Below are 13,475 nucleotides of genomic sequence, written 5' to 3'. Positions count from 1 at the left end.
CGGCTCGACCGGCGGGCTCTGGCGTCTGGCTCAGCAGACCTTGTGGACCCAGCCGAACGGGTCGGGGCGCGTGCCGTACTGGATGCCGAGCAGCTCGTCGCGGAGGCGGCCGGTGACCGGTCCCGGAAGGCCGGCGCCGATCCGCCACTGGCCGTCGACGCCCCGCACCGTGCCGATCGACGCCATCACGGCCGCCGTGCCGCAGGCGAACGCCTCGGTCAGCGCGCCGGACGCGCACTCCTCGCGCCACTGGTCGGTGGAAATCCGGCCCTCCTCCGCGTCGAAGCCGAGGAGCGCCGCCAGGGTCAGCACCGAGTCGCGCGTGATGCCGGGCAGCAGCGTGCCGGTCAGCGCCGGCGTCATCAGCCGCGGCCGGGCGCCGGCGGGCGCGTACACGAAGAACATGTTCATGCCGCCCATCTCCTCGACCCAGCGGCGCTCGGCCGAGTCGAGCCAGACCACCTGGTCGCATCCGCGTTCGGCGGCCAGCCGGCCGGCCACGAACGCCCCGCCGTAGTTTCCGCCGGCCTTGGCGAAGCCGGTGCCACCGGGCGCGGCCCGCGTGTACTCCTCGCTGAGCCACACGGTCAGCGCGCGTGGGGCGGCCCCGAAGTAGGCGGTCGCGGGGCAGGCGATGACGCAGAACAGGTAGCTGTCCGAGGGGTGCGTGAAGCCGAGCCCCCGCTGCGTGGCGATCATCATCGGGCGGAGGTAGAGACTGTTGCCGATCCCCTCGGGTACCCAGGCGCCGTCCTGCGTGACGAGCAGCTCCAGGGCGTGCAGGAAGGTCTCCTCGTCGATCTCCGGCATCGCCATCCGCCGGGCCGACCGGTTGAACCGGGCCGCGTTCGCCTCCGGCCGGAACAGCGCGATCGACCCGCCCGCTTGGCGGTAGGCCTTCATCCCCTCGAAGATCTCCTGGCCGTAGTGGAACACGGCGGTGGCCGGGTCGAGCGTGAAGGGCCCGTACGGCTCGAGGCGCCCGTCGTGCCAGCCGCTCCCGGCCGACCAGCGGAGCGTGACCATGTGGTCGGTGAAGACCTGGCCGAAGCCGGGCGCGGCGAGCGCAGCGGCCCGCTGGGCCGGCGACGCGGGCAGGGGAGACGGGCGGATCTCGAAGTCGACCATGCGTCCGTCTCCCCTCACCTCTCGTCGTGAACGCCCGCGCGGGCTAGCAGGCCGCCGACAGCTCCAGATAGGACTGTGTCAGCGTGCGCGCGGCCGTCTCGACCGTGGCGTACGGCCGGGCCAGCGAAAGCCGGATGTACTTCAGCCCGCTCGCCGGGTCGGCCCAGTGGAACGGCGCGCAGGGCAGGACGTGCACGCCCCGGGCCACCATGTCCTTGTAGAGCAGCGACGAGTCGGGGCCGTCCGGGGGCAGCTCGATCCGGGCGACGCTGATCTGCGACGTGGGGTCGGCCAGGTGCAGGCCGATCTCCGCGAGCGTGCTCCGGACCACCTCCCGGTTGCGCTCGACCAGCGCCCGCGCCCGCTCGTGGCCGCCGTCGATCCAGTCGTCGGTCAGCGCCTTGACGAGCAGCAGGACGACCGGTGACGCGGAGAGCAGCGACTCGGAGAACGCCCGTTCGATCGGGAGCTTGGTGCGCGCGCTGTACGCCAGCATGCCGATCTTGAGTTCGTGCGTCGGCCACAGCTTGCCGGTGTCCTCGATCGTGATCCAGTCGGCGCCCGCCTCGTCGAGGATCGCGTACGTGTCGTACTGCGCGTCCTTGACCTGGCCCCGGAAGCTGGCGTCGATGATGACCGTCTGTCCATTTCGGACAGCGTGCTCGGCGAGCGACCGGAGGTGGTCAGGAGGCGTCACGAGCCCGGTGGGGTTGTTGGGGTGCGTCACGACGATCGCGTTGACCGGCGGCCCCGGCCAGTCCCGGGCGAGCAGGGCCGACTCGGAGAGCGGCACCAGCGACAGCCCTCGCGTGACGAAGAGGTCGGCGATGTTGTCGAACGTGGGGTGCAGCACCGCGATCCGTGCCCCGTGCGGCAGTGCGCGGGCCACGATGTCGGTGGCTAGTGTGGACGAGTAGCAGCTGAGAATCCGGCCGGTGCCGACCGGGGCGCTGTGCTGTCCGATGGCGGTGAGGTAGGCGTGGTGCGCTTCACGCTCGATGTCGGGGAAGGCGCGACGTGACGCTTCCGCGAACATCTCAGGGATCCGGGCGACGATCGCAGCCTGTTCCGCGGAGAGTTCGAGACGTGCATGTCCGTCGGTCAGGTTGAGGCCGCCGTCCAGGTCGGTAAGCGCATCAACCTCCATTGTGGTCAGGTTGGCAAGCTCGCTCATCTCTCGGTCCCCTGCATGGTCGCATGTCGGCCTGGATCGGTTGGGCAGCTTTTGCCTTCCAGCACACTAGGCGGCTGGATCGCCGGGATACCTGTCCCCTCTAACTGGGACCGGGCACGCGGCGCATCAGCCATAGACTTCAATCGTGGTCAAGGCCGCGGCGGCTCTGCCGGCGCCGTCCGCGCACAGCGGGAGGAGACGCGCCAATGCAGCGCCTGACCCTGACGCCGGGCGACAACCTGATACTCGCGCCGATGTTGGCCGAGCTCGCCAAGGCGTACGACACCATCGAGGACCCGGAGCTGATCGCGCGGGCGCCGGTGCTCGCCCGGTCGCTGCCGGCGCACCTCCTGGAGTTCCTGGAGGAGTTCCGCCTCGGCGAGCCCTCCGCCCTGTGCATGATCTCCGGCCTGGACGTCGACGAGATCCAGCTCGGCCCCACGCCGACCCACTGGCGCGACAGTCAGTACGACTCGCCGGCGTTCCCGCAGGAGATCTTCTTCCTGCTCTGCGCGACCCGGCTCGGCGACGTCTTCGGCTGGGCGACCCAGCAGGACGGCCGCATCATGCACGACGTACTGCCGATCCGCGGGCACGAGCACTACGAGATCGGCTCCAACAGCCTGCAACACCTGTCGTGGCACACCGAGGACGCGTTCCATCCCTGCCGCGGCGACTACGTCTCGTTGATGTGCCTCAAAAACCCGGACCTGGTCGAGACGATGGTGTGCGACGCGGCCGACCTGGATTGGTCCACATTGGATGTTGAGGCGCTGTTCGAGCCGGCGTTCACCCAGATGCCGGACAACTCGCACCAGCCGCAGAACACCGGGCAGTCCACCGGCGACCCGACCGTCGACCGGCTGCGGGCCCGCAGCTTCGCGCTCATCCAGTCGTGGAACGACGATCCGGTCAAGCGACCGGTCCTCTTCGGCGACAGCCAGAGCCCGTACATGGCGCTCGATCCGTACCACATGAAGACCGAGGGCTGGCCGGAGCGGTCGCTGCGGGCCTTCCGCGGGCTGTGCGACCAGATCGAGGCGAAGATGAAGGACGTGGGCCTGCGCCCCGGCGACTGCGTGTTCATCGACAACTTCCGCGCGGTGCACGGGCGGCGGTCGTTCCGGCCGCGCTACGACGGCACCGACCGGTGGCTCAAGCGGCTGAACATCACGCGCAACATCCGCGGCTCGCGGGCCTGGCGGCGGGCCGCCGACGACCGCGTCATCTACTGACGGTCCGCTGGTCCGCCGTCCTTCCCGCCGTTCCCCCCACGCACGCGACGCCGCCCCGGTCGAGGTCAGGCGGCCTCGACCGCGGCGGCGTGACGCGCGGTGTGGTCTCATGTGGACGCTCTGCGGGAGCGGCCCGGCCGGTGCGTGCCCGGAAGGCGCGGCGCCCTTCTCGGCCGCCGGGCGGTCTGTGCGGAGCCGGTGGACCGGGCGGGTCCACAGCGGACGGTGGCCGCTCCGGCTCAGGCGGCCGACTCGGCGGACGACCCGGAGGTGTCCGGCCGGCCACGGGCCTCCCTGGCCGCCCTGCCGAGCAGGGCCGCCCGGGTCAGCTCGGCCTTGTTGCCCACGCCGAGCTTCGCGCGGATGCGCTTGACGTACGTGTCGACGGTGTGCGGGCTGATGCCCAGGCGGGTCGCGATCTGCCCGTGGGTCAGCCCTCGGGAGATCTGACCCAGCACCTGCTCCTCGCGCTCGGAGAGGTGGTGGTCGGGAAGCTCGGTCCGCTCGACGGCCGGAGGGCCGTTCCACTCCTCCGGGCAGACCCGCGTGCCGGAGGTGATCGCCCGCACGGCGCGGACGATGCGCTCACCGGATTCGCGCCTGCTGATCACTCCGGACGCGCCGGCGCGGAAGAACGCCGCCGCCTCGGCCGGGGCGTCGTGCAGTACGAGTACCGCCGTGCTCCGCGCCGCCTCGGTGATCGGATCCAGGTCGGAGTGGGAGGGAAGGGCGTCGACGTCGATGAGGACGGCGTCGGCGAGCCAGGACGGTTCCTCGTCGGGCGACGTTCTCGCCGCGACTACTTTGATCCCGGCATCGGTCAGAGTGTGGACGAGGCCTACGAGAAAAATTGGTGAACTTGCCAGAACATCGATACGAATCACGAGGCCCCCGCAATGGTGTCTCGGCCGCAATTGTCCTGCCGCCCTGCGGATGGGCGACCAACAACCCCCTACCTACTGATCTGATCAGCTATTCGATTCCCCGACGCTGACCAGCTGTTTGTACCCTCCCCAAGCGCTGCTACGCGGCATCGCCGAGAGAGCATCGATGGATGGACTTCACTGGCTGTAACCCATTCGCGACGCTAGCAGTACGTCTCGGGCAGCCACCGGTCCCGCCTTTTGGGGACGGTTAGGGACACCGGTGACGCCGATCCTGGTGACCCGCTGGTCGCCGCAATCGGGGACGTGTCGGGGTGCGGCGGATGATCCAGAATCGTCGCATATGGCGCAGGAAGCAGTACGCCCCGCGGCACCCCTCGGAGGGCTGGCCTTCGCGTGCGGCACCGACTGTTCACCGCATCGATTCCAGTAGATCGTCCACTGTAGACCTGGTGCGAGTCCGGTGACACGGCGTGCCAGGGCCGGTTCGACGAGAGGATGGCGACCGCCGTGGGCGGGGCTCATCACGACGGGGCTGCCGTCGCCAACCACGGTCGCCCGGTACCGATGTTCGACGACGGGCTGGCCGTGCCGCGGTATCCGGCCGGGTCCGGTACGGGCGCGCCCGTGGCACCGCTGCCGCTTTCCGGACACGTGGCGCTGGTCAGCGGCGGCAGCCAGGGCCTCGGCCTGCGGATCGTGCGGATGCTGGCCGAGCGTGGTATGCGCGTGGTGCTGGCGAGCCGCTCGGCGCACCGCGGCCGGGCCGCGGTCGAGCTGCTCGGTGACCTGGCCGACCGGGTCGCGGTGCGCGAGCTGGACATCCGCGACCCCGGCAGCGTCGCGCGGCTGGCGTCGTGGCTGGACCGGCGGCTGGGCCGCTGCGACGTGCTGGTCAACAACGCCGCCGTACTGATCGATGACGACCGGGACGGCGTGGCCACGGTCGACCTGGAGGTCGTACGCTCCACATTGGAGACCAACCTGCTCGGCACCTGGCGGCTGACCCAGGCGATCGTCCCGCTCATGTACGCGCGGCGGTACGGCCGGATCGTCAACGTCTCCAGCGGCCTGGCCAGCCTCGCCGGCATGCGGCGCGGCCTGCCGGCCTACCGGGCCTCCAAGTGCGCCGTCAACGCGCTGACCCGGATGCTCGCCGACGAGCTGGCATCGGCCGGCATCCTGGTCAACGCCTGCTGCCCGGGACCGGTGCACGGCGATCCCAACGGCGCCCGCCTCTCCGCCTCGGCGGACGCGCCGGTGTGGCTGGCGACGCTGCCGGACGACGGGCCGACGGGCGGTTTCTACCGCGGTCGTACCCCGCTGGACTGGTGACGAACCACAACGATTCAGGGTCTGTTCGCGAGGGTCTGCTACGCCGCGTGATGATGAAATATTGGATGTTGACAGCGGAGCCACCCCACGGCCTACCATCGTTACAGTTCCATGGATCGACATTCTCCCTCGTCACACGAGAGGTCGGGAGGCATTCGGGGACCGATCGTGGGCGGATGTCCACGGGCGTCGTTCCCCGGACGGCGCTCCCGTTCTGTTGCGGGACATCGGCAGGCCGAGGTATCTGGATGAGTGATACGAGACAAGTCGATTCGCTGGCGGCGGGTTAGCCCGGGGCGCTCCTTCCCAACCCACCTGGAAGGCCATCTCCCGCTTTTTCATTTGGTGCCGTCGACGAGGTTCGCGTCGGCGGGACCACCGTTCGCTGCCTCATGAGTGTCTTGGACGTGGTCCGACGATATTCGCGCGCGGGAAACCCGCTAGGGCAGCGGGGCGCCGGTTCGTGCTCGCGTGCGAAAAGGCAACGGGGGAGGGGGGAGGCACAGGAGGTGACTCGGGCAACAGATCCGGGCGCTGTACACGTGCTGGGCGCGCCGGAGGCGTGGCTCGGCGACCGACCCGCGGGCGCGCAGGGGGGCAGGGACGCCTGGGCGGGGAGCCAGTTCGGCCAGGTTCTCCGGACCTATCGCACGCGGCGGCGGATGACACAGCGCCAGTTGGCGGACCTCTCGACGGTCAGCGTCCGGGCGATCCGCGACATCGAGCAGGGCAGGTCGGCGCGGCCTCGGCCGGAGACCGTGCGGCTGATCGCCACGGGGCTCGGCCTGACCGGGCGTGGCCGGGCCGACTTCGAGGCGGCGTGCGGGTTTCCGGCGGTGGGCGAGCCGTTCCGGCAGGTGTACGAGCCGCAGCCGATGCCGCCACCGGTGCCGCTGGACGGCCTCGTCGGTCGCGACCTGGAGGTCCGCGCCATCCAGCAGCTGCTCACTCCCGGACACCAGCGCTTCCTGACCATCGCCGGCCTGGCCGCGGTGGGGAAGACCCGGGTCGCGCTGGAGGTGGCCGGCGCGCTGTACCACTCCGAGGGGGTACCCGTGCTGTGGATGAGCGCCGCCGGCGCGCAGCCCGCCGACCGCGGGCCGTCCGACCGGTGGCGCGAGCCGCTGCGGCTGGCCTTCGACGAGCTGGTCGCCCCGCCGGACGACACCGGCGGCGAGCTCTGCGCGCTGATCGGCGACCGCCCGACGCTCCTCGTCCTCGACGGCTACCGGCCGGGGCAGCTGCGGGCGGGGCGGCTCAGCCGCCTCCTCCAGGAGTGCCGGGGGCTGCGCGTCCTGGCCACCGCCCGCGTACCCGTGGGGATCCTCGGCGAGCGGGCCTTTCCGCTCCTGCCGCTCGCGGTGCCGAAGGCGGAGGAGGAGCGGGACGCGGAGACGCTGGCGCGCGTACCGTCGGTGCGGCTGCTGATCCGCGGGGCCCGCCACGTACGGCCGGAGATCGAGTTGACCGGCGCCGACCTGCGGGCCGTGGCGGAGCTGTGCCGGCGGCTGGACGGCCTTCCGCTCGCGCTGGAGGCCGTGGCGAAGTGGCTGCTGGTGTACGAGCCGGAGGTGCTGCTCCAGCTCGTCGAGGCCGATCCGTTCGACCTCACCGACCGGTCGCCGATGGGGGAGGACTCGGCCGGGATGCGGTGCCTGCTCGGTGAGGCGGTCGAGTCGCTGGAGCCGTCGGAGCGCCTGCTGCTGGCAAGGCTCGCGGAGACCGGCGACGGCTGGACGGTGCGCGGCGCGGCCGACGCGACCGGCATCCCCGGCTCGGCGTGCGCCTCGGTCGTGGGGCGGCTGCTGACCCGCGGCGTCGTGCGGTACGCCAACGGCACCGACCGGTCCCGCTTCGTGGTGCTCAACCTGGTGCGGCACCTGCTCCGCCAGCAGCCCGAGCGGTCGCGGACGAGGGTCGACGAGGTGGTGCAGCGCGTCGCCCGGATCCGGGGCGGGGCCGCCCGTCCAGGCCGCGGCTGGCCCGAGGTGGTGGCCGAGCAGGGGCGCGAGGTCACCGGTCACCACGGCCACCTCGGGCTGGCTCCGCGCCGGGAGTTGCGGATGACGGCGATCGCGTCGTAGGGCGGTTGCGCGGTCCTCGCCGGCGGGAGGCTCCGTACCGAAACTGGTATGGGGCCTTTCGTCCGCTGCTTCGGCGACACCGCCGCCGCCGGCTGCCGGAAGCTTCCGCCGTTCTGCCGCTTCGCCTGCCGCTCCCGCCGTGAGGACGCACTACAGTCCCCGTAGAGCCACGCACCAGTACCACGCCGGTCGTACTGGTCACGGCACGCGCGAGCGCGCCAGCGCTACGGTTCCACATGCCGCCGGGGAGCCCGCATGATTCGAGTCGACGTACTTGTCAGCTCACCTGTCTACCTCCTCGGACTGGTGCAGGTGATGTCCGCCGCCCGGATCAAGGTGGTCTCGACCCGCACCTCGTACGACCCGGACCCGCCCTGGCTGGGCGACGCCGCGCTCGTCGAGGCCGACTCGCTGGGGCCGCGGCACGCGCTCAACCAGGTGACCGAGATGGCGAGGACGACCGCGGTGCTGGTGCTGCACCGCGACCAGGCGACGCAGGGCGCGCCGTACCTGGAGGCGGGCGCCGCGGACGTCATCGACATGCGCGAGTCGGGGGAGCAGATCGTCAGCGCGATCCACGCGGTGACCGGCGGGGCGCACCTCGTACCGCAGGCGTGCGCGGCGCCCATCCCGCCGCCGGCCGACGCCTCCGGCTCCCGGCTCTCGCGGCGCGAGTCGCAGGTGCTGAGGCAGCTCGCGCACGGCCTGACCCACGGGCAGATCGCGCGGCGCCTGGGCATCAGCCCGCACACCGTCGACACGTACGTCAAGCGGATCAAGGCGAAGCTCGGCGTCGGCAACAAGGCGGAGCTGACCCGGGCCGCCCTGCTCGGCTGGCTGCCGGGCGAGTCCGGCCCCCGCGACGCCGACCCCGGCGAGCCGGGCCGCGCGCCGCTGGCCGGTGCGCTGGCCTGACCCGCGACGCCGCCCGGTCGCGACGCCGCCCTGCTGTGCTTCGGGTGAGGCGGTGCCCCGGTAAAGAGGGAGGTGCCCCGGTAAAGAGGGAGGTGCCCCGGTAAAGAGGGACAGGTAGGCCGGGAGCGGGTACGCGTACGGTTTGCGAAAGCGGCATGTGGCGTCGCGGTGGAGGACTGGAATGACCGATACCGTCAACCCGGCCAGGGCGGCTGCGAACGCGTCACCGATCGCGGGGCAGGAGACCCGGATCCACTACGACCCGTTCGACTACCGGGTCCAGGAGGACCCCTATCCGGTGTACGCGCTGATGCGCGAGCACGCCCCGGTCTACCGGAACGAGGAGCGCGACTTCTGGGCGCTGACCCGGCACGCCGACGTCCTCGCCGGCCTGAGCGACCCGGCGCGGTTCTCCAGCCGCAACGGGATCTCGCTGGAGCCGGAGTTGTGGGGGCCGAACGCGCGGCAGACGAGCTTCTTCCTCTCCATGGATCCCCCCGAGCACGGGCTCTACCGCGGGCTCATCTCCAGCGCCTTCACGCCCCGCAAGATCGCCGCGCTCGAGCCCCGCATCCGCGAGCTGGCCCGGGCGCGGCTCGCGGCCCTGCGCGACCAGCCGCGGTTCGACTTCGCCGCCGACTACGCGGCCGCCGTCCCCAACGACGTGCTCTGCGAGATGCTCGGCATCCCGGCCGCGGACTGGGACCGGATCCGCGCCGACACCGACGACCTCAACCGCCGCAGCGACGGCTCCGACGACCGCGGCCCGGCCTCGATGGCCGCCGCCCTGCGCCTCGCGAGCTACTTCGCCGACCTGGTCAGCGGCCTGCGCCGCCGGCCCGGCCAGGATCTCGTGTCCACGCTGATCGCCGCGGAGGTCAAGGGGCGGAAGCTCACCGACGCGGAGCTGATGGGCTTCCTGTTCATCACGATCAGTGCGGGCAACGAGTCGACCGGCAAGACGCTCGGCAACGCCTGGTACCACGCGTCGCGCCATCCGGACGTGCGGCGGGCCGGGCTGGACAGCCGCCCGGAGGCGTGGGCGCTGGAGACGCTCCGCTACGACTCGTCGAGCCAGATGGGGGCGCGGCTGCTCACCGAGACCATCGTCCTGCACGGCACGACGATCCCGGCGAACTCCCGGGTCGCGCTGATCCACGCCGCCGCCAACCGGGATCGGCGCGTCTTCCCCGACCCGGAGCGGTACGACCTCGACCGCGACACGACCCGGATGCTCAGCTTCGGGCACGGCCCGCACTTCTGCCTCGGCGCGGCGCTCGGGAAGCTCGAGATGCGGATCGCGCTCGACGAGATCGGGGCGCTGATCTCCGACTACGAGATCGACCTGCCCTCGGTCCGGCGGTTCCACTCGCCGCACCAGCACGGCTTCGAGACCCTGCCCTGCGAGGTCACATATCGGCGGACGCCGCGCGCACCGGTCGGCTGAGGACCGGCGCGCGCTCAGGCGCCGCGGCGGCGCGTGACCCGCGTGGGGAGCGAGGCGAAGCCGCGCTGGTGCGGCGAGTGGATGTACTCCGCGCCGGACATGTCCACCTCGTAGTCCGACACGGCCGCGCCCAGCTCCTGCAACGCCACCGTGATCTCCAGGTTGGCGAGCGAGGCGCCGAGGCAGAAGTGCGGGCCGTGGCCGTAGCTGATGTGCCGGCTCGTGTCCCGGTCGAGGTCGAAGGTGTCCGGGTCGGGGAAGACCTCCCGGTCGCGGTTGGCCGAGGCGGGCAGGAGCGCCACGCGGGCGCCGGCCGGGACGGGCGTGTCGTGGATGACCGTGTCGCGGGTGAGCGTGCGTGCCATCATCTGACTTGGCGAGTCGTAACGCAACGCCTCGTTGCCCCACTCCACGGCCCGCCCGTCGAGCCCCGCGCGCTTGACGTCCGGGAGGCGCCAGCCGTGATACCAGGCATTGCCGATCAATTTTCCGGTCGACTCGTTCGTGGCGCTCACGAGCAGGAAGAGCAGTGCCACGACCTGCGAGTCGGTGAGCGGTTCGCCGCCGGGCCGGGCGTCGAGCACCGTGGAGAGGAGATCGTGGCCAGGACGTCCGCGTCGCTCTTTGATCAAGTCGACGTAGTAGGCGGCCAGGCGGAACCCCGCGGCGACCGTGTCGCCCGACCGGATCTCGGTGCCGTCCTCGCAGTGGTTCAGCAGGTCGTTGTCGGCGCGGATCTGGTCGCGGTCGGCGGCGGGTATCCCGAGCAGCTCGCACATCACGTCGTTGGGCAGGGCGGCGGCGAACTCGCCGGCGAAGTCGAAGCTGCCCCACTCCAGCAGCGGCTCCAGCCGCTCCCGGGCCAGCGCGCGCACGCGGGGTTCGAGCGCCGCCACCTGGCGCGGCTTGAACACGCTCGCCACGAGGCGGCGGATCTGGCCGTGCTGGGGCGGGTCCATGGCGAGGAAGGAGCTGGTCTTGACGGCGTGCGGCCCCCACAGGTCGGGCTCCAGCGAGATGCCGTTGCGGTTGGAGAACAGCCCTGGGTCGCGCAGCGCCGCCAGTACGTCCTCGTAGCGGGAGAGCGCGTAGAAGTCGCGCTCCGCGTTGTGGTACAGCGGTGCGTGCTCGCGCATCCAGGCGTACACGGGGTAGGGGTCCTCGTGTACGCGGTAGGAGAACGGGTCGTAGACGGGCTCTGCCGTGCCGTCAGCACCGTTGGTCCGCATGGCGTCCGCGCTACTGGTCCGCATAGCCAGAAGCTACGTACTCCGGCCAGGCCCGTCCCGTCCCGCGAACCGGGGGCGCGCGCCCTCTACTGAGGACGGTGGGACGTGGCGAGCGCGGCGAGGCGCCCGGCGAAGTCGGTGATCGCCGCGCGGTCGACATTGCTGAAGCTGACCCGGAAGGTGCCCCGGTCGTCGGGGAGGAACGCGGTGCCGGGGATCACCAGTGTGTCGTACTCGACGGCGAGCTCGCGCACCACGTCGGCGGTGGGGCGGCCGGTGAAGGGGTGGCGGACCCAGCCGAAGAAGCCACCGGCGGAGAGCAGCGTGAAGCCGCCCGGGCGCTCGGCCATCGCCGAGAGGAACCACCGGCGCTTCTCGTCGACCTCCCGGGCCCGCGCCAGCCGCCACTCGCCGGCCGCGGTCAGCCCGGCCCAGGCCGCCTCCTGCCCGATCCGGGGCGCGCAGATCGCCACGCAGTCGAGCAGCTTGGTCACCTCGCGGTTGAGCGCCGCCGACGCCACCACCGCGCCCACGCGGTAGCCGGGGATCGCCAGATCCTTGGAGAAGCTGTGCAGGCTCACCAGCGTGCGGCCCCACTCTGGGTCGGCGAAGAGCCCGTGCGCCGGCTCGGCGGTGCCGCGAAACGAGCGGTAGGTCTCGTCGAGCACCAGCGCGATGCCGTGCCGCGCGGCGACCTCGGCCAGGGCGGCGATCCCGTCCGGCGGCACCGTGACGCCGCTCGGGTTGCCGGGCGAGACCAGCACGATCGCCCGGGTCCGCGGCGTCACCAGCGCCGCGGCGGCCTCCGGCGTGGGGACCAGGTCGGCCCCCGGTTCGAGGTAGACGGGGACGATGCCGGCCATGCGCAGCCACATGTCGTGGTTGAAGTAGTAGGGCAGCGTCAGGATGACCTCGTCGCCGGGGCCGGCGAGCGCCGACGCCACGAGGCAGAACGCCTGGTTGCAGCCGGCGGTGACGACGACGTGCTCGTCCCGCACACGCCCCTGGTAAGCCTCGGACAGCTCGGCGGCGAACGTCTCCCGCAGGCGCGGAAGCCCGGCGATCTCCACGTAGTCGCCGCCGTGGGCGTCCCGGCTGGCGGCGGCGACGTGCGCGACCACCTCCGGCGCGGCGGGGTACTGCGGGGCGGCCTGCGCCAGGTCGAGCAGCTCGCGCTCCTTGCGGCGCTCCTCCAGCAACGCGTACGCCACGCAGATCGGCGAGTCCGCCGTGCCGACCGCCCGCTCGTTGAGCCGCATGTGGATGCTCCCTTCAGCCCCGGTAGCGCCGAGCCTCCCGGGCCGGGGACGGCGCGACCATCCCCGATTTCACGGGACACCACCGCGATGCCGCTCCCGGTGCCGCGAAGGCTAGCTGGCGCGGTAGTGGTCGAGGTCGATGACGCGCGGGCCCCGGTCGTGCTCGGCCTGGCCGGGGACCTGGACGTCGGCGGCCACCGCGAGCCGCTCGTGCGCCTCGGCCGTCAGCTCCCGCAGCGGCCCGGCCAGCGCGTCGTCGGTGGCGAGCAGGTCGAGCAGCCGGGCCCGCCAGATGCCCGCCTCGACCTGGGGCGCGTCGGCCCTCGGGCTGGCGAACAGCCGCCGCCGGGACTCGGCCAGCGCCGCCGCCGAGGCCGGGCCCAGCTGGGCCGCCATCTGCCCGTGCAGCCAGCCGGTGACCTGGGCGGACCCGAGCACGCGCACGAGAGCCCGCGCACTGTCCCACGCCAGCCGCTCGCGATTGATCATCTGCGTCGTCATGTCCGGCCGCCCGTCGCCAGCGAGGAGAGTCGAAGTGCCCGGAGCCTACCATCGGGCGGCGCGGCCAGGGCTCCACCGGCGGGGCAGGCTTCCGCCGGTCCATAGTGGACGGCCCCGGAGGGTCGCCGAGCGTCGGCCACGGTCGCTCGCTGTCGCGGCCGGCGTTTCGTACCTCATCGTGGGACGAGGACGACCACGGCGGCGGTGGCCGCCGGTGCGGGGCGTTACCGGATGGTGGCGGCGACCGCCGCGTCGATGGCGGTGTCGCCGCCGACCAGCTCCAG

Annotated in this window: 11 protein-coding genes; 5 read left to right on the top strand and 6 right to left on the bottom strand. The window is 72.1% G+C overall.

Features of this window, described 5'->3' with window-relative positions; all coding sequences use genetic code 11:
* Positions 1 to 30: 30 nt before the first annotated feature.
* Positions 31 to 1,128: a branched-chain amino acid aminotransferase gene (locus ACFFIA_RS07815; protein ID WP_377247707.1), complete on the bottom strand. Its 1,098-nt coding sequence runs from the start codon at positions 1,126 to 1,128 to the stop codon at positions 31 to 33.
* 43 nt (positions 1,129 to 1,171) lie between these two features.
* The gene (locus ACFFIA_RS07810) at positions 1,172 to 2,302 is read right to left on the bottom strand and encodes an aminotransferase class I/II-fold pyridoxal phosphate-dependent enzyme (RefSeq protein ID WP_377247704.1); all 1,131 of its coding nucleotides are present in this window, start codon (positions 2,300 to 2,302) and stop codon (positions 1,172 to 1,174) included.
* 206 nt (positions 2,303 to 2,508) lie between these two features.
* Here ACFFIA_RS07810 and vioC point away from each other — a divergent pair, with 206 nt between their 5' ends.
* Entirely contained in the window at positions 2,509 to 3,537 is a 1,029-nt protein-coding gene (gene vioC, locus ACFFIA_RS07805) for an arginine beta-hydroxylase, Fe(II)/alpha-ketoglutarate-dependent (RefSeq protein ID WP_377247701.1), read from the top strand.
* Between the two features lie 239 nt (positions 3,538 to 3,776).
* Here vioC and ACFFIA_RS07800 read toward each other — a convergent pair whose 3' ends face one another.
* Positions 3,777 to 4,421: a helix-turn-helix transcriptional regulator gene (locus ACFFIA_RS07800; protein ID WP_377247698.1), complete on the bottom strand. Its 645-nt coding sequence runs from the start codon at positions 4,419 to 4,421 to the stop codon at positions 3,777 to 3,779.
* Positions 4,422 to 4,931: 510 nt separating this feature from the next.
* Between ACFFIA_RS07800 and ACFFIA_RS07795 the strand changes: the two genes are divergently transcribed.
* The 4 genes from ACFFIA_RS07795 to ACFFIA_RS07780 all read left to right on the top strand — a co-directional run bounded on the left by ACFFIA_RS07795 (position 4,932) and on the right by ACFFIA_RS07780 (position 10,202).
* Positions 4,932 to 5,756: an SDR family NAD(P)-dependent oxidoreductase gene (locus tag ACFFIA_RS07795; RefSeq protein WP_377247695.1), complete on the top strand. Its 825-nt coding sequence runs from the start codon at positions 4,932 to 4,934 to the stop codon at positions 5,754 to 5,756.
* Between the two features lie 509 nt (positions 5,757 to 6,265).
* Entirely contained in the window at positions 6,266 to 7,840 is a 1,575-nt protein-coding gene (locus ACFFIA_RS07790) for a helix-turn-helix domain-containing protein (RefSeq protein WP_377247692.1), read from the top strand.
* A 255-nt stretch (positions 7,841 to 8,095) separates the two neighbouring features.
* Positions 8,096 to 8,755 carry a helix-turn-helix transcriptional regulator gene (locus ACFFIA_RS07785; protein WP_377247689.1) on the top strand — a complete coding sequence of 220 codons (660 nt, stop codon included), beginning with the start codon at positions 8,096 to 8,098 and terminating at the stop codon, positions 8,753 to 8,755.
* A gap of 181 nt (positions 8,756 to 8,936) precedes the next feature.
* Positions 8,937 to 10,202, top strand: coding sequence for a cytochrome P450 (locus ACFFIA_RS07780; RefSeq protein WP_377247686.1), 1,266 nt, complete (start codon positions 8,937 to 8,939; stop codon positions 10,200 to 10,202).
* A gap of 14 nt (positions 10,203 to 10,216) precedes the next feature.
* Here the strand turns inward: ACFFIA_RS07780 and ACFFIA_RS07775 are convergent, their stop codons facing one another.
* From ACFFIA_RS07775 to ACFFIA_RS07765, 3 genes are all read right to left on the bottom strand, one after another.
* A complete protein-coding gene (locus ACFFIA_RS07775) occupies positions 10,217 to 11,455 on the bottom strand; it encodes a cytochrome P450 (protein WP_377247683.1) in 1,239 nt (412 codons plus the stop codon).
* A gap of 62 nt (positions 11,456 to 11,517) precedes the next feature.
* Positions 11,518 to 12,690: an aminotransferase gene (locus tag ACFFIA_RS07770; RefSeq protein ID WP_377247680.1), complete on the bottom strand. Its 1,173-nt coding sequence runs from the start codon at positions 12,688 to 12,690 to the stop codon at positions 11,518 to 11,520.
* A gap of 111 nt (positions 12,691 to 12,801) precedes the next feature.
* Positions 12,802 to 13,191, bottom strand: coding sequence for a hypothetical protein (locus ACFFIA_RS07765; protein ID WP_377247677.1), 390 nt, complete (start codon positions 13,189 to 13,191; stop codon positions 12,802 to 12,804).
* Between the last annotated feature and the right edge of the window lie 284 nt (positions 13,192 to 13,475).

The organism is Phytohabitans kaempferiae (assembly GCF_042433955.1).
Classification (GTDB): Bacteria; Actinomycetota; Actinomycetes; order Mycobacteriales; family Micromonosporaceae; genus Phytohabitans; species Phytohabitans kaempferiae.
The sequence above is the reverse complement of the archived record's forward strand: the minus strand, read 5'-3'. Positions and strand labels throughout refer to the sequence as shown.